Genomic DNA, 15,083 nt, shown 5'->3' with positions numbered 1-15,083 from the left:
TTCTCGTCCGAACCCGCCTTGTCGGACTCTCTGCCTCGTCGATCAGTCTCGTCGGAACCGGTCCTGTCGGGTTCGACCGGCTTACCCGATTCGACGGTCTCGCCGGGCGCGGGCGCCTCGGCGTCGGCGGACTCGTTCGCGCGGGACTACTTGTCGGTCTGCGCGCCAGCCTGGGCATCGGACGTCCCCGAGCCGTCGTCGCCCCCGCTGTCGGCTGTGCCCGCGCCCTCGGCTGAGGCGGCTGTGTCCGACGCCTTTTCCGACGCCGCCGTAGCATCGGTTGCCGCAAGCTCCGCCGACGTGGCGGTCCCTACGGCTCGCAGTGCGCCGATCTGCCACGGCCACGGGCGCGGGCTCGCGCCGGGCTGCAACTGCGCGGCGGTCTCGCGTCCCTTCGTCGCGAAGACGAAGTAGGCCACAGCGGCCAGGAACACCACCGCGGAGGTGAACGAGTTGATCCGGATGCCCGCGATCTTGGTCGCCTCGTCGTCGCGCATCAGCTCGACGAAGAACCGTCCCAAGCAGTAGCCGACGACGTATAGCGCGAACAGGCGACCGTGCCCGATCCTGAAGCGCTTGTCCACGAACACCAGCAGCGCGACGACGAGCAGATTCCAGATCAGCTCGTACAGGAAGGTGGGATGCACGATCTTGTCGACCACACCCGTCGAGACGCCGTTCATCAGGTCGAGCTGTCCGTCGTCGCCGACCCGGCGGAAGATCTGCAGTCCCCATGGCACGTCGGTTTCGCGGCCGTACAACTCCTGGTTGAAGTAGTTGCCGAGCCGGCCGATGGCCTGGGCGAGCAGGATCGGCGGAGCGATCGCGTCACCCAACGCGGGCAACGGGATTCGGTACACCCGGCAGCCGATCCACGCGCCGACCCCGCCGAGCAGCACCGCGCCCCAGATGCCGAGTCCGCCCTGATAGATCTTCAGCGCATCGATCGGATGCCCGCCCGAGCCGAAGTACTTCTGCCAGTCGGTGGCCACGTGGTAGAGCCTGCCGCCGACCAGACCGAACGGCACAGCGAACATGGCGACATCCAGAATCGCGCCGGGCTGCCCGCCGCGTTCGCGCCAGCGCCGCTCGCCCCACCAGATGGCGACGATGATGCCGAGGATGATGCACAGAGCATAGGCTCGCAGCGGGAACGGCCCGATATGCCACACACCCTGCGAGGGGCTGGGAATGTAGGCCAGCACGGCGCCGCTGACGCCACCGTCGGCCAGGACACTGTCTGCCAGGACTCGTAAGGTCACGGGGCCACCGTAGCGGAGATCCGCACCCGCGCCGCCACCACCGCACCGCCCCCGCCGCGGCGAGGCTCAGCGCCGCGACTCCGAACGCGGTGCGGATGGTCGACTGACCGCGGGTCGCGACGGCGAGCATCGGTGCGAGTGCAGAATACGACGAGGCTCGCTGCCGGAGCGTGCGGACGGTCGAGGCACAATCGGGCCTGCGAGGGTGGAGGCGGCGCGGTTCGCCGCCTTGCGCTGAGTGCGCTACGACGCAACGGTCGCCGAGCGCACACCGTCGGCAAGCTCGGCGGTGAGGGCGCGGACCGCGTCCAGCCCCTCGCCCGCGGCGCTCACCAGCGCCGAGCCAACGATGACTCCGTCCGAGTACGAGGCGATCTCCGCGGCCTGGGCCCCCGAGCGCACGCCGAGGCCGACGCCGATCGGGATGTCGGAGTTGGCGCGGATACGCGCGCACAGCGCGGGCGCTGCCGAGGACACCACGTCGCGGGCACCGGTGACGCCCATCGTCGAGGCCGCATATACGAAGCCGCGGCTGGCCTCGAGCGTCTTCACCAGCCGCTCCTCCGTGGATGACGGCGCGACCAGGAAGATGCGATCCAGGTTGTGCGTGGCCGAGGCGACGAACCAGTCGTCGGCTTCCTCCGGGATCAGATTCGGGGTGATGATGCCCGAGCCACCCGCGGCGGCCAGATCGCGCGCGAAGCGGTCGACGCCGTATTGGAGCACCGGATTCCAGTAGCTCATCACCACGGCCTGGCCTCCCGCGCCGGTGACCGCCTCGACCACAGCGAACGCGTCGCGGACCCGGACACCACCGCGCAGCGCCTGCTCGGCGGCGGCCTGGATGGTCGGGCCGTCCATCACGGGATCGGAGTAGGCGACGCCGACTTCGATGATGTCGCAACCGGATTCGACCATCGCGCGGACGACCTCGATCGAACCGGCCAGATCGGGGAAGCCCGCGGGCAGATAGCCGATCAGCGCGGCACGGGCATCGGCGCGGCAGGCCGCGAAGGTGTTGGCGAGGCGGGACTGCTGACTCACTGGTGCGTTTCCTTCGGCTCGTTCTCGTCGTCGAACAGCCGGAACCAACGCGCCGCCGTGTCCATGTCCTTGTCGCCCCGGCCGGAAAGATTCACCAGGATGATCGCGCCTGGGCCGAGCTCCTTGCCCAGTTGCAGCGCGCCCGCTACCGCATGTGCGGACTCGATCGCCGGGATGATGCCCTCGGCGCGGCTGAGCAGCAACAGCGCGTCCATCGCCTCGGCGTCGGTGACCGGCCGGTACTCGGCACGCCCGATGTCTTTGAGGTAGGCGTGCTCGGGGCCGACGCCCGGGTAGTCCAAGCCCGCCGAGATCGAGTGCGACTCGATGGTCTGGCCGTCCTCGTCCTGCAGCAGGTAGGAGTAGGCGCCCTGGAAGGCGCCCGGCGTTCCGCCGGTAAAGGTGGCCGCGTGGCGTCCGGTTTCGACGCCCTCACCGGCCGCCTCGTAGCCGATCAGACGGACCTCGGGGTCGTCGAGGAAGGCGTGGAAGATGCCGATGGCGTTGGAGCCGCCGCCGACACAGGCGGCGACCGCATCGGGCAGCCTGCCGGTCGACGCCTGCACCTGGGCGCGGGCCTCCAAGCCGACGACGCGCTGGAAATCGCGCACCAGCGTCGGAAACGGGTGCGGGCCCGCGGCGGTACCGAAGCAGTAGTAGGTGTCGTCGGCGTTGGTCACCCAGTCGCGCAGCGCCTCGTTGATGGCGTCTTTCAGGGTCTGCGAGCCGGAGCGCACCGAAACCACTTCGGCGCCGAGCAGCCGCATGCGGGCCACGTTCAGCGCCTGGCGCGCGGTGTCGACGGCGCCCATGTAGACCACGCAGTCCAGGCCTAGCAGCGCACACGCGGTCGCGGTGGCCACACCGTGCTGGCCGGCCCCGGTCTCGGCAATCACCCGCGTCTTGCCCATGCGCTTGGCGAGCAGGGCCTGGCCGAGCACGTTGTTGATCTTGTGCGAACCGGTGTGATTCAGATCCTCGCGCTTGAGCAGGATGCGCGCGCCGCCCGCGTGCTCGGCAAGACGCTTGCACTCGAACACCGGCGAGGGACGGCCGGTGTAGTCGCGCTGCAGCCGATCGAGCTCGTTCAGGAAGGACTCGTCGATGCGCGACTTCTCGTACTCGACGGTGACCTCCTCGATCACCGCCATCAGCGCCTCGGGGACGTGACGCCCGCCGTAGACGCCGAAGTGCCCGCCCGAGTCCGGCTCGTGACCGCTGCGCTGTGCCACGCCGTCGCTCGCCTGAGGTAGCGACCCCACTCCTGTCACCGGCCCCGCCGCGCGGGCTTGGGGCAAGACGGATGGGTACCCGCGGTCACCAGCTCGGACACAGCGGCCCTTGGATCGCCGCTGGTCACCAGGCCCTCGCCGACGAGAACGGCGTCCGCGCCCGCGCCCGCGTATGCCAGCAGGTCAGCGGTGCCGCGGATGCCGGACTCGGCGATCCGGATGACCTCGGTGGGCAGGCCGGGCGCGATCCGCGCGAACACATCGCGGTCGACCTCGAGCGTCTTGAGGTCGCGGGCGTTCACGCCGATCACGGAGGCGCCCGCCTCGAGCGCACGATCGGCCTCCTCCTCGGTGTGCACTTCCACCAGCGCGGTCATGCCCAGCGATTCGGTGCGATCGATCAGCGAGGTCAGCACGTCCTGCTGCAGCGCAGCGACGATCAGCAGGATGACGTCCGCGCCGTGCGCGCGGGCCTCGTGGATCTGGTACGGGCCGACGACGAAGTCCTTCCGCAGGATCGGGATGTTCACCGTCGCACGGACCGCGTCCAAATCGTCCAGTGACCCGTTGAAGCGGCGGCCCTCGGTGAGCACGCTGATGATCCTGGCGCCACCGTCCTCGTAGGCTTTGGCCAGGCTCGCCGGGTCCGGGATGTCGGCGAGCTCGCCCTTGGACGGGCTGGCCCGTTTGACCTCGGCGATGACGCCGATGCCGTCTTCGAGGAGCGCGGCGCGGGCGTCCAACGGCGCGGACGCCGCGGCGGCCTTGGCCTTCACCGCCTGGAAGTCGAGAAGGGCTTCCCGAGCGGCCACATCCGCGCGGACCCCGTCGAGAATCGAGTCGAGTACCGTCATCTGGCTCGAATCCTTTCTGGGGAGACGGACTTGCTACCTGAGAATCCCCCCAGGCGCTGTCTCACCGATGCTGACAAAGAATAAATGGAAGGACCCGCCGCCTTTGCGCCGGGGTTTGTCTTGGACCACGCAGAAGGGCCTGGCACAAGGTAAGACCCGTCACAGCCGCCACGCGGGAACAGCTCAGCGTTCATGTCTGCCCGCTTTGCCGGAGTCCGGATCGCCCGGAGGCGCTGACTCCTCGGTCGGATCGGTGCCCGCGTCCAGCGCGTCCCACAACACGCGCTCCGACAGCTGAGGCGGCGGCTCGGGGTCCGCGGTCTCCGCACGCCGCTGCGTGACCTCCGCCGTGGCGGCGGCGCGCCGGAAGACCGGGTTGTCGTACTTACCGGACAGGCGTCCGGTCTCGGCGGGCATGCGGGTCAACAGTGCGCCCGCCACGAACGCGGCGATCGCGCCGAGTAACGCGAGCGCGGCCGGGAACACCGTCGGCGTCACCTCCCCCACCTGCGCGCGGGCCGGTAGTTCCGCGAGTTTCGCGGCCCGTTCGGCGATCTTGCCGGAGTTGGTCAGCAGCGCGAACGCCGGAACCGCGGTCACCGCGGCGACCAGCGTGATGAGCACGCCGATCACGCGGCGCAGCCAGCCCCTCGTGGCCAGCACGGCCGCGATCGAGGCGAGCAGAACCAGTGCCATCGGCGTCAGCACGCCGAACCACACGCCGCCGTTGAGGTGGTCGGTGCGCGGCTGGGTGAGGCCGTCGGAGGAGGTGAGCGTCACCCAGGTCATCCGGGAGGAGCCCCAGAGCGCGGCGGCGGCCAGGGCGAGCAACACGACGGTGCCGACCGGATACCTGCGGCGGGACCCGGTGTGGGCGCTGGCGGCCGCCCCGGATCCGTGTGGCGGCGGGACGGATGCCCGCCCGGCTTCGGCGTTCACCTCGGTCGCGTGCTCCCTGGCGGTGCCCGGTTCGCCGTCGGGGACGGCCGTCATCGGGCTCCGCCGTTCGCCGCACCCGGAGCCGGAGCCGCACCGTAGGCCCGGACCGTCTCGGCCGCCGCGATCGCCTTCAATACCGCCATCGCCTTGTTGCGCGATTCGACGTCTTCGTAGTCCGGGTCCGAGTCCGCGACAACGCCCGCGCCTGCCTGGACGTAGGCCGTACCGTCCTTCAGCAACGCCGTGCGGATGGCGATCGCGGTGTCCGCGTCACCGGCAAAGTCCAAGTAGCCGACGACTCCGCCGTAGATGCCGCGGCGGGTCGGCTCCAACTCCTCGATCAGCTCCATCGCCCGCACCTTGGGCGCACCGGAGAGCGTGCCTGCCGGGAAGCAGGCCCGCACCGCGTCCAGCGCGATCCGGCCGGACGCCAGCTGACCCGACACCGTCGACACCAGGTGCATGACGTGGCTGTAGCGCTCGATGTGCCGGTACTCGGTGACCCGCACGGTGCCCGGCTCGCACACCCGGCCCAGATCGTTGCGGCCGAGATCGACGAGCATGAGGTGCTCGGCGTTCTCCTTCTCGTCGGCGAGCAGCCCCTTCTCCAGCAGCAGGTCCTCCTCCTCGCTGACGCCGCGCCAGCGGGTGCCTGCGATCGGATGGGTCGTCGCGACGCCGTCCTTCACGGTCACCAGCGATTCCGGGCTGGACCCGACGATGGAGAACGCGGTGCCGCCCTCGCCGTCCGGGATGTGCAGCAGATACATGTACGGGCTCGGGTTCGACGCGCGCAGCATCCGGTACAGGTCCAGCGGCGCACCGTTGTAGTCCATTTCGAAGCGCTGGGACAGCACCACCTGGAACGCCTCGCCCGCCTCGATCTCCTTGACCAGGCGACGAACGCCTGCGCCGAACTCCTCGGTGGTACGCCTGCGCCGGTACCGCGGTTCGGGCTGGTCGAACACCGAAACGGTGGAATCGGCCGGCGCGCCGAGCGCCGCGGTCATCCGGTCCAGCCTGGCCACCGCGTCGTCGTAGGCCGCATCGGCCCGCTCGGCGCTGGCGTTCCAGTTCACCGCGTTGGCGATCAGCGTGATCGCGCCCTCGTGGTGGTCGAAGGCGGCCAGATCGGTGGCCAGCAGCAGCACCATTTCCGGCAGTCGCAGGTCGTCCAGCGTCAGGTTCGGCAGGCGCTCCATCCTGCGCACCGCGTCGTAGCCGAGGTAACCGACCATGCCGCTGGTCAGCGGAGGAAGGCCGGGCAGCCGCTCGGTCCGCAGCAGCTCCAGGGTCTCGCGCAGGGCGACCAGCGGATCGCCGCCGGAGGGCGCGTCGGCCGGGATATGGCCGAGCCAGGCGGCCTCACCATCGACGACGGTCAGCGCCGACGGGCTGCCCGCGCCGATGAACGACCAGCGTGACCAAGACCTTCCGTTCTCCGCGGACTCGAACAAGAAGGTGCCCGCCCGGTCGCCAGCCAGCTTGCGGTAGGTCGACAGCGGAGTTTCGGAGTCCGCCAGCACCTTTCGGGTCACCGGGACAACCCGGTGCTCCGCGGCCAGCTGATGGAATTGTTCGCGGGTCGTGGTGGTGGGAGTGGACGCGCCTGGCATGCGCCCATCATCCCAGGTCGGGCTGACACGCCGGTCGGCGGTGTCGGTGATTACGACAGCACGGTCAATGATCACGACAAATCGGACAGTCGACCGTCCGGTTCCTACGCGACCGCAGGACCTGTGGCGGCCGTCACTACACTCGCTGCGTTCGACGTCGCATGCGGTATCCACCTCGAGAGGAAACAACTGATGTACCCCTCGCAACCGGTAGCGCCCATCCCGGGCCACGGTGCCCCGCCTACCCACGCTCCACGGATGGCAGGCATGAGTCAGATGGGCCACCAGCAGACCACCGGTTCGATCAACGCCCTCGCGTCTTTCGTCACCTATGTCAAAGCGCTGGAGTCCTTGGACAAGAACCACTTTCCTGATGAGTACGCCACGCACAGTGATCGCATCAAGGAACTGAGGCCTTTCCTGCGCGCGCACGGCATCCTCGACGTCATGGCGATCAAGAATCCCGAGGTGGCCGCGCTGATCGGCGCGTAGCCGCACCGCGGCGGACGCGCCGCGCACCCCTCGGCTCGTGCCCGGCCACCGACGCAGGCGATCGCATCGCAGCGGCTCGTCGGCGGGCACGAGCACCAGGAAGCCCCCGTGCGGGCACGGCACCGGCCGCCGAATATCGAATCGGCCGAGCACCCGGTAGTGTTCTCGGTCATGCAGCCAGGACAGCTCGCTCCGCACTTCGAGCTTCCCGACCAGTCCGGCACCCCCCGCTCGCTCGATGCGTTGCTGGCGAACGGCCCGCTGGTTCTTTTCTTCTATCCCGCGGCAAACACCCCGGTCTGCACGGCCGAAGCCTGTCACTTCCGTGACCTGGCCGCCGAATTCGCCGCCGTCGGCGCCACCTGCGTCGGCATCAGCACCGACAGCGTGGAGACCCAGGCCGGGTTCGCCGACAAGCAGCGCCTCGGCTATCCACTGCTCTCCGACTCCGACGGCGCGGTCGCGGCGCAGTTCGGCGTCAAACGCGGGCTACTCGGCAAGCTGGCGCCGGTGAAGCGGCAGACGTTCGTCATCGACACCGACCGCGCGATCAGCAAGATCATCGCCGGCGAGCTGCGCGCCACCGTGCACGCCGACGAGGCCCTGAAGTTCCTGAGCACCAAATAGACGGCGCGACGCGCCGCGTCCACGGAGCCCGGTCGGCACCGATGGTCCGGCTTACGCTGGATTCATGACGTCGACCGAGGTTCAGCCAGGCGGGCGGAAGTCCGTGTGGGCCACGTGGCGCGCGCGGATCATCGGTGGACTCGCGATCCTCGCGGTCCTCGTCATCGCCTACTTCATCCTGGCCGCGTTCATCCCGCGCTGGTGGGCGCAGCGGCTCGCGGACCTGATGGGGGGCAGCTTCGCCAAGGGCATCGGCTGGGGCCTGGTCTACGGCGGATTGGGTACCGCCGTGCCGCTTTTTCTGTTGCTGTCCGCCGTGCTGGTCTGGCGCCGCAGGGCGGGCAGATTCCTCGCGGGCGCTGCCGTGGTCGTCGCGACGCTGGCCGCGATCCCCAATCTGATGACCCTGACCATCGTGTTGGGCGGCAGCAACGCCGCCCATGCCGGAGAACGGATCCTGGACGTCGACGCGCCCGCGTTCCGCGGCGCCTCGCTCGTCGGCGCGATCGTGGCGGCGCTGGTTTTTCTCGCCGTGGTCGGCCTGGTCCTGCTGCGCAAGTGGCGACGCAGGCACCCGAAAAAGTCGACCGGGCAGCCCACCGCACCGGCGCCCACGGCAGACCCCAGCCCGACACACCCCGAGGGCTTGTGAGTGAACACATGTCATACGCCCATCTTTATGACGGTCGAGCGAAGTCATGGCAAACTCGATATCGCGGGTGACTGTGAAGCACGTTTTCAATAATCACTAGCTGACTACAAAACCACGTCACTTGGCTTGAAAGAAGGCACACAGTGACGAAGTGGCTCGACCCCGTCGAACAACGAGCTTGGCGTGCGACTGTGGCGCTGATGACTCGTCTACCAGGCGCTTTGGACACCCAGCTGCAGCGCGAATCCGGCGTGACACATTTCGAGTACTGGGTGCTTACCCTGCTGTCCGAGGAACCGGGGCACCGGCTGCAGATGAGTGAGCTTGCCAACAAAGCAAATGCATCGCTATCACGGCTGTCCCATGTGGTGTCGAAGCTGGAGCGCATGGGCTGGGCGCAGCGGTCGGCGACCGCCGGTCGGCGCGGCGTCCACGCCGTGCTGACCGACGACGGATATCTGAAGGTCGTCGAGGCCGCGCCGGGATATCTGGACGCGGTCCGGAACATGGTGTTGGACGGCCTGGACGACGAACAGACGGCTCAGCTCGCCGAGCTCGGCGAGCGGCTGGCCGAGCACTTGGCCGGCGCACTGAACCAGCCCGCCGGGCTCACCTCTTCCGGTAAGGACGACCAGCGGCCGTCCGGATCCTAGGCAGGCGCGTTCAGGACCGGGCAGACAGCAGCACATCCGAGTCGAAGCAAGTGTGCGTGCCGGTGTGGCAGGCGGCGCCTTCCTGATCGACGACGAGCAGGATCGTGTCGCCATCGCAGTCGAGCCGCACTTCGTGCACGTACTGGGTGTGGCCGGAGGTTTCCCCCTTGACCCAGTACTGTCGCCGCGAGCGCGAATAGTACGTCGCCTTGCGGGTTTCCAGCGTCCGCGCCAGTGCCTCGTCGTCCATCCACGCGACCATCAGCACGTCACCGGTGGCGCGCTCCTGCGCGACGGCGGACACCAACCCGGCGTCGTTGCGCTTGAGACGGTCGGCGATGGCGGGATCGAGACTCATAGCACGGTTATAACAGGCACGCCGTGCGGTGGACGCAGGAGGTTCTCGCTCAGTTCGCGCGGGACCGCCGCAGCTCGCCGAGGACCTGCCAGGTGCGCTGTTCCGCCTCTCCGAGTATTCAGACCGTGCTGCACGCCTTCCCGCGCGGCGGATTTCCGCCAATCGCTACCGGACGACGATTTTCTCCGCCCGCATCGAATCTTTGACCTGGCCGATGGTCAGGTCACCGAAGTGGAACACGCTGGCCGCCAATACCGCGTCGGCGCCCGCGTGGACGGCCGGCGCGAAGTGTTCGACCGCGCCCGCTCCACCGCTGGCGATCACCGGCACCGTCACCGCCGCCCGCACTGCGCGGATCATCGGCAGATCGAAACCGGCCTTGGTTCCGTCGGCGTCCATCGAGTTGAGCAGGATTTCGCCGACGCCGAGTTCGGCGCCGCGCACCGCCCATTCGACCGCGTCGATACCGGTGCCGCGCTTGCCGCCGTGCGTGGTCACCTCCCAGCCGGAAGGAGTGCCGGGCCGGCCGTCCGGCACGGTCCGCGCGTCCACCGACAGCACGATGCACTGCGAGCCGAACCGCTCGGACATCTCGCGCAACACCTCGGGGCGCGCGATCGCGGCGGTGTTCACCGAGACCTTGTCGGCGCCTGCGCGCAGCAGCCGGTCCACGTCGTCGACGGCGCGCACGCCGCCGCCGACGGTGAGCGGGATGAAGATCTGCTCGGCGGTGCGGGTCACGACGTCGATCATGGTGCCGCGGTCGCCTGCGGAGGCGGTGACGTCGAGGAAGGTCAGCTCGTCGGCACCTTGCGCGTCATAGAGGGCGGCCAGCTCGACGGGATCACCCGCGTCGCGCAGGTTTTCGAACTGCACGCCCTTGACCACCCGGCCTGCGTCGACGTCCAGACACGGAATCACGCGTACTGCCAACGTCATTGCCTCACTCCTCCTCCGTGGCCGCAGGGTCGGCGACCGTGCAGATCATCTCGAGCAGTTCTTCGTGCACGCCGGGCGCGGCCGCGAGCACCGAGCCGGACGTGATCGTCCACGGCGCGCCTGCCAGGTCGGTGACCACGCCGCCCGCCGCGCGCACCAACGCGACGCCTGCCGCGTTGTCCCACGGATGGTGCCCGAAGACGATCGCGCCGCCGAGCACGCCGGAGGCGGTGAACGCCAGATCGATACCGGTGGAGCCGTGCATGCGAACCCGGGAGGACAACCTGCTCAGCGGGCCGAGCAGATCGAAGCGGAACTGGCCGGGGATGCGGCCGCGCGAATCCACGTTGAAGGCGCCGAAACCGATCATCGCCTCGGCCAGCTTGCCTTGTGGCAGCGGCGGCAGCGCACGGCCGTCCAGCAGCACCGGGCCACCGGCCACGGCGGCGTAGCGGCGGCCGAGCAGCGGCAGCCAGGTCAGACCGAGCACCGGCTCGCCGTCGCGCACCAGCGCGAGCAGCATTCCGGAGAGCGGATGCCCCGACGAGTAGTTGAACGTGCCGTCGATCGGGTCGAGCACCCAGGTGGCGCCCGAGGTGAGCTGGGGTCCGCCGAATTCCTCGCCGTGCACCTCGATTCCGGTGCGCCGCTCCAGCTCGGCGGAGATGGTGCGCTCCAGCTCCAGGTCGAGCTCGGTCGCGAAGTCGTTGCGGCCCTTGGTGACCGCGCTCGGCGCGCCGATACCCTCGACGAACCGCGGGCTCACCGAATCCAGGATCTCACTCGCCACGGCGAGCATGGACCTCAGCTCGCGGCTCATCTCACCGCGGCCAGCGCCTCGGGCAGGGTGAACCGGCCCGCGTAGAGCGCCTTGCCGACGATCGAGCCCTCGACGCCTTCTGGCACCAGCTCGGCGATCGCGACCAGGTCTTCGATGGTGGAGACACCACCGGAAGCGATCACCGGCGCGTCGGTCGCCGCGCAGACCTCGCGCAGCAGGTCGAGGTTGGGACCGGTGAGCGTGCCGTCCTTGGTCACATCGGTTACCACGTAGCGCGAGCAGCCGTCGCGCTCGAGGCGCTCGAGCACCTCCCACAGGTCGCCGCCGTCACTGACCCACCCGCGGCCGCGGAGCCGGTGCTCGCCGTCGACGATGCGCACATCCAAGCCGACGGCGATCCGATCGCCGTGGCGTGCGATCGCCGTGGCGCACCAGACCGGGTCCTCCAATGCGGCGGTGCCGAGGTTCACCCGGGCGCAGCCGGTGGCCAGCGCCGCCTCCAGGGTCTCGTCGTCGCGGATGCCACCGGACAGTTCCACCTTGACGTCGAGTTCACCGACGACGCCCGCGAGTAGTTCCCGATTCGAACCGCGACCGAAGGCCGCGTCCAGATCGACCAGATGCACCCAGTCCGCGCCGGCTTCCTGCCACGCCAGCGCCGCCTCGCGAGGCGAGCCGTAGCTGGTTTCGCTACCGGCTTCCCCCTGCACGAGGCGCACGGCCTCTCCATTGGCGACATCGACGGCGGGTAGCAGCACAAGACTCACGAGAGCAGCTTAGTGGTTGGCTGCCCGCGTTCGAGCCCCGGGCCTGCGCTGATGGGACCTCGACCACCGGCGCCGGGGCCTGCCGCCGTGCGCGTCCAGGATGCGGGTGAGCAGCGTGGCCAGCGTGCGACGGTCCGCGGAGGAGAACCCGGCCAGCGACTCGTCCTTGGCGCCCACCATTTATTGGCGACACCCACAATCTGATACATTGGCGGTACCAACATTGGAGTAGCCAACTTTCAGTTCGAAAGGCACCATCGATGAACAAGATTCGCCGGACCCTCCCCCTGCTGGCCCTCCCACTGGCCGCCATCGCCGCCGCCTGCACCACCCCGGCCGCCGCGAACACCCCGGCCCACGAGCTGCGCGACCTGCTGGACCGCCACCAGATCACCACCCTGGTCGACCGGCTCGGACGCACACTGGACGAGGGCCGCTTCGACGACCTGCGCGCGATCTACACCTCCGACGCCACCGCGAAGACCCCCGGCGGCACGGCCGACGGCCGCGACGCACTGATCGCCCAGGCGAGCCGGAACCACACCGACGACAAGCGGATTCAGCACTTCATCAGCAACGTGATCATCGATCTTCGCGGCGACGCCGCGGACATCCGGGCCAACCTCATCGCTACTTTCGCGCCGGCGGCGACGAACGGGACGATTCCACAGCCGCAGTACACCCTCGGCGAGATCTACCGCTTCGCCGCGGTCCGCACCGCGGAGGGCTGGCGGCTGTCCCGGGTGGAAACCACCCCGATCTGGTCCACCGGCACCCGTCCGTGATCTGCGCGCGGCGAGCACGCGCGCGGTAGCAGGCCAGGGCGGCGAGCCGCTGCGAAGCCGGGTAGAACCCTGCGGACGGCCGGTGCGGTCGGCCACGAGATCGCCGCGGACCGGTATCGTTTCCGCGCGGCGATCACCCCCGGTCGCCGCTTCCACCTCGCACTGAGGAACTGAATGTCACGAACGACAATCGCTGCCACACTGCTACTTTCGGCAGCCACCTGCTCCGCCGCACTCACGGCCGCGCCCGTCGCCGCCGCGGCGCCGCCCGAGGAGGCACGCTTGGCCGGATGCGAATTCGGCACAGCGGCAACGACATACGACTACGCGCGGTTCGGCGACCACGCCCGCAGAGTGCGTGAGCTGAGCACCGGCGACTTCCGCGCCGAGTTCGAGAACTTCCGCCCCAACATCCAGTCCGGCGCGGAGGCCGCGCACGCGCGGGCACAGGCCGACTCGGCCGACTGCCGCGTCGTCTCCGGCGACGACAACCGAGCCGAGGTGGCCGTCGACGTGGTGCGGACGGTGACGAGCGACGAAACCGACGGTATGCCCCAGACCGGCCGCGTGTCGATGACCGTCACGGTGGACAACGTGGACGGACGCTGGCTGGTCAGCAAGGTCCAGTCGAACTGAGCCGGTGGCGATCCCGCGCGCCAGGCGCGCGGGATCGTCTACAGCGACCGCACCCAGTTCGCCAGCAGGTGAGCGCCCGCGTCGCCGGACTTCTCCGGGTGGAACTGGGTCGCCGACAGTGCGCCGTTCTCCACCGCGGCCAGGAACGGCACTCCGTGCTCGGCCCAGGTCAGCTTGGGCGCGGCGAAGTGCTCGCTGGGCGGCAGATCCCAAGCCTGCGCGGCATAGGAGTGCACGAAGTAGAAGCGCGTGGCGGAATCCAGGCCCGCGAACAGGACACTGTCGGTCGGGGCCGAGACGGTGTTCCAGCCCATGTGCGGCAACACCGGCGCGGACAGCCGTTCGACGGTGCCCGGCCATTCGGCGCAGCCGTCGGTTTCCACGCCGAACTCGACCCCGCGTTCGAAGAGGATCTGCATGCCGACGCAGATACCGAGGACGGGGCGCCCACCGGCCAGCCGCTGGCCGATCATGCGCTCGCCCCGCACTTCCCGCAACCCCGCCATGCACGCGGCGAAGGCGCCGACACCGGGCACGACCAGACCGTCGGCGGCCAGCGCGAGTTGCGGGTCGGCGGTCACCTCGACCCGCGCGCCCACCCGGGCCAGCGCCCGTTCGGCGGAGTGCAGGTTGCCGGAGCCGTAGTCGAGCAGCGCGACCGATTTCGTGGTCATGCCTCCGCCTCGCTGGCGCTCGGCTCCGACATGACCACGATCGTGGCTGCGTCGATGCTTCGCTCGCTTCGCTCACTCATGCCTCCGCCTCGCTGGTGCTCGGCTCCGACATGACCACGATCGTGGCTGCGTCGATGGTTCGCTCGCTCACAGCGTTCCCTTCGTCGACGGGACACCGCTGACCCGCGGGTCGAGTTCCACCGCGGCGCGCAATGCCCGTGCCACCGCCTTGAACTCGGCCTCGGTGACATGGTGCTGGTCGCGGCCGTAGAGCACGCGCACATGCAGGGCGATGCGTGCGTTCAGCGCGATCGACTCGAACACGTGCCGGTTCAGCACGGTGGAATACGGCGCTCCGGGGCCCGACCCCGGAATCACGGCGTGCAGCAGGTGTTCCGGCTCACCGGTGTGCACACAGTAGGGACGGCCGGACACGTCGACCGCGGCGTGCGCCAGCGTCTCGTCCATCGGGATGTAGGCGTCACCGAACCGGCGGATACCCGCCTTGTCGCCCAGCGCTTTGCCCAGCGCCTGCCCGAACACGATCGCGGTGTCCTCCACCGTGTGGTGCGCCTCGATCTCGATGTCGCCCTCGGCGCGCACGGTCAGATCGAAAGCGGCATGCGCGCCCAGCGCCGTCAGCATGTGGTCGTAGAACGGGACGCCGGTGGCGATCTCGGTCCTGCCGGTGCCGTCCAGATCCAGCTCGACGACGATGCTGGATTCCTTGGTGACCCGCTCCACCCGTGCGGTCCTACTCATACTCAATTCC

General features: G+C 69.3%; 19 protein-coding genes. 6 read left to right on the top strand and 13 right to left on the bottom strand.

Annotation, left to right across the window (positions count from 1 at the left end; translation table 11 throughout):
* Nucleotides 1-146: 146 nt before the first annotated feature.
* The 6 genes from lgt to OHB12_RS35270 form a co-directional block, all read right to left on the bottom strand.
* Nucleotides 147-1,262, bottom strand: a complete 1,116-nt coding sequence (gene lgt, locus OHB12_RS35295) for a prolipoprotein diacylglyceryl transferase (protein WP_327114722.1) — start codon at nucleotides 1,260-1,262, stop codon at nucleotides 147-149.
* A 243-nt stretch (nucleotides 1,263-1,505) separates the two neighbouring features.
* Nucleotides 1,506-2,306 (bottom strand): tryptophan synthase subunit alpha, encoded by an 801-nt coding sequence (gene trpA / locus OHB12_RS35290; protein ID WP_327114719.1) that lies wholly within the window; start codon nucleotides 2,304-2,306, stop codon nucleotides 1,506-1,508.
* The gene (gene trpB / locus OHB12_RS35285; RefSeq protein ID WP_327114717.1) at nucleotides 2,303-3,577 is read right to left on the bottom strand and encodes a tryptophan synthase subunit beta; all 1,275 of its coding nucleotides are present in this window, start codon (nucleotides 3,575-3,577) and stop codon (nucleotides 2,303-2,305) included. The genes trpA and trpB overlap by 4 nt, the downstream gene beginning before the upstream one ends.
* Nucleotides 3,574-4,392 carry an indole-3-glycerol phosphate synthase TrpC gene (trpC, locus tag OHB12_RS35280; RefSeq protein WP_327114715.1) on the bottom strand — a complete coding sequence of 273 codons (819 nt, stop codon included), beginning with the start codon at nucleotides 4,390-4,392 and terminating at the stop codon, nucleotides 3,574-3,576. Before trpC ends, trpB begins: the two co-directional genes overlap by 4 nt.
* A 183-nt stretch (nucleotides 4,393-4,575) precedes the next feature.
* Nucleotides 4,576-5,385, bottom strand: a complete 810-nt coding sequence (locus OHB12_RS35275; protein ID WP_327114713.1) for a TIGR02234 family membrane protein — start codon at nucleotides 5,383-5,385, stop codon at nucleotides 4,576-4,578.
* Nucleotides 5,382-6,947: an anthranilate synthase component I gene (locus tag OHB12_RS35270; RefSeq protein ID WP_327114711.1), complete on the bottom strand. Its 1,566-nt coding sequence runs from the start codon at nucleotides 6,945-6,947 to the stop codon at nucleotides 5,382-5,384. The genes OHB12_RS35275 and OHB12_RS35270 overlap by 4 nt, the downstream gene beginning before the upstream one ends.
* A gap of 267 nt (nucleotides 6,948-7,214) precedes the next feature.
* On the opposite strand from OHB12_RS35270, the gene OHB12_RS35265 reads away from it, so the two are divergent.
* The 4 genes from OHB12_RS35265 to OHB12_RS35250 all read left to right on the top strand — a co-directional run bounded on the left by OHB12_RS35265 (nucleotide 7,215) and on the right by OHB12_RS35250 (nucleotide 9,371).
* Nucleotides 7,215-7,439, top strand: coding sequence for a hypothetical protein (locus tag OHB12_RS35265; RefSeq protein ID WP_327114709.1), 225 nt, complete (start codon nucleotides 7,215-7,217; stop codon nucleotides 7,437-7,439).
* A gap of 171 nt (nucleotides 7,440-7,610) precedes the next feature.
* A complete protein-coding gene (locus OHB12_RS35260) occupies nucleotides 7,611-8,066 on the top strand; it encodes a peroxiredoxin (protein ID WP_327121767.1) in 456 nt (151 codons plus the stop codon).
* Between the two features lie 64 nt (nucleotides 8,067-8,130).
* On the top strand, nucleotides 8,131-8,718 hold the full coding sequence (locus OHB12_RS35255; protein WP_327114707.1) for a permease: 588 nt from the start codon (nucleotides 8,131-8,133) through the stop codon (nucleotides 8,716-8,718).
* 200 nt (nucleotides 8,719-8,918) lie between these two features.
* Entirely contained in the window at nucleotides 8,919-9,371 is a 453-nt protein-coding gene (locus OHB12_RS35250; RefSeq protein WP_327121765.1) for a MarR family winged helix-turn-helix transcriptional regulator, read from the top strand.
* Between the two features lie 10 nt (nucleotides 9,372-9,381).
* Here the strand turns inward: OHB12_RS35250 and hisI are convergent, their stop codons facing one another.
* The 5 genes from hisI to OHB12_RS35225 all read right to left on the bottom strand — a co-directional run bounded on the left by hisI (nucleotide 9,382) and on the right by OHB12_RS35225 (nucleotide 12,396).
* Nucleotides 9,382-9,729 carry a phosphoribosyl-AMP cyclohydrolase gene (hisI, locus tag OHB12_RS35245; RefSeq protein WP_327114705.1) on the bottom strand — a complete coding sequence of 116 codons (348 nt, stop codon included), beginning with the start codon at nucleotides 9,727-9,729 and terminating at the stop codon, nucleotides 9,382-9,384.
* Between the two features lie 165 nt (nucleotides 9,730-9,894).
* A complete protein-coding gene (gene hisF, locus OHB12_RS35240) occupies nucleotides 9,895-10,668 on the bottom strand; it encodes an imidazole glycerol phosphate synthase subunit HisF (protein ID WP_327114703.1) in 774 nt (257 codons plus the stop codon).
* A gap of 4 nt (nucleotides 10,669-10,672) precedes the next feature.
* Entirely contained in the window at nucleotides 10,673-11,488 is an 816-nt protein-coding gene (locus tag OHB12_RS35235) for an inositol monophosphatase family protein (protein WP_327114701.1), read from the bottom strand.
* Nucleotides 11,485-12,216, bottom strand: a complete 732-nt coding sequence (gene priA, locus OHB12_RS35230) for a bifunctional 1-(5-phosphoribosyl)-5-((5-phosphoribosylamino)methylideneamino)imidazole-4-carboxamide isomerase/phosphoribosylanthranilate isomerase PriA (protein WP_327114699.1) — start codon at nucleotides 12,214-12,216, stop codon at nucleotides 11,485-11,487. Before priA ends, OHB12_RS35235 begins: the two co-directional genes overlap by 4 nt.
* A 9-nt stretch (nucleotides 12,217-12,225) precedes the next feature.
* Nucleotides 12,226-12,396: a hypothetical protein gene (locus OHB12_RS35225; protein ID WP_327114697.1), complete on the bottom strand. Its 171-nt coding sequence runs from the start codon at nucleotides 12,394-12,396 to the stop codon at nucleotides 12,226-12,228.
* An 80-nt stretch (nucleotides 12,397-12,476) separates the two neighbouring features.
* Between OHB12_RS35225 and OHB12_RS35220 the strand changes: the two genes are divergently transcribed.
* Both OHB12_RS35220 and OHB12_RS35215 read left to right on the top strand, forming a co-directional pair.
* Entirely contained in the window at nucleotides 12,477-13,001 is a 525-nt protein-coding gene (locus tag OHB12_RS35220) for a nuclear transport factor 2 family protein (protein WP_327114695.1), read from the top strand.
* 174 nt (nucleotides 13,002-13,175) lie between these two features.
* The gene (locus OHB12_RS35215; protein WP_327114694.1) at nucleotides 13,176-13,637 is read left to right on the top strand and encodes a hypothetical protein; all 462 of its coding nucleotides are present in this window, start codon (nucleotides 13,176-13,178) and stop codon (nucleotides 13,635-13,637) included.
* Between the two features lie 38 nt (nucleotides 13,638-13,675).
* Here the strand turns inward: OHB12_RS35215 and hisH are convergent, their stop codons facing one another.
* Together hisH and hisB are read right to left on the bottom strand one after the other, a co-directional pair.
* Nucleotides 13,676-14,311 carry an imidazole glycerol phosphate synthase subunit HisH gene (hisH, locus tag OHB12_RS35210; protein ID WP_327114692.1) on the bottom strand — a complete coding sequence of 212 codons (636 nt, stop codon included), beginning with the start codon at nucleotides 14,309-14,311 and terminating at the stop codon, nucleotides 13,676-13,678.
* A 147-nt stretch (nucleotides 14,312-14,458) separates the two neighbouring features.
* Nucleotides 14,459-15,073, bottom strand: coding sequence for an imidazoleglycerol-phosphate dehydratase HisB (gene hisB, locus OHB12_RS35205; protein ID WP_327114690.1), 615 nt, complete (start codon nucleotides 15,071-15,073; stop codon nucleotides 14,459-14,461).
* Between the last annotated feature and the right edge of the window lie 10 nt (nucleotides 15,074-15,083).

Origin of the sequence: Nocardia sp. NBC_01730 (genome assembly GCF_035920445.1) — a bacterium.
In the GTDB taxonomy this organism is placed as follows: Bacteria; Actinomycetota; Actinomycetes; order Mycobacteriales; family Mycobacteriaceae; genus Nocardia.
The sequence above is the reverse complement of the archived record's forward strand: the minus strand, read 5'-3'. Positions and strand labels throughout refer to the sequence as shown.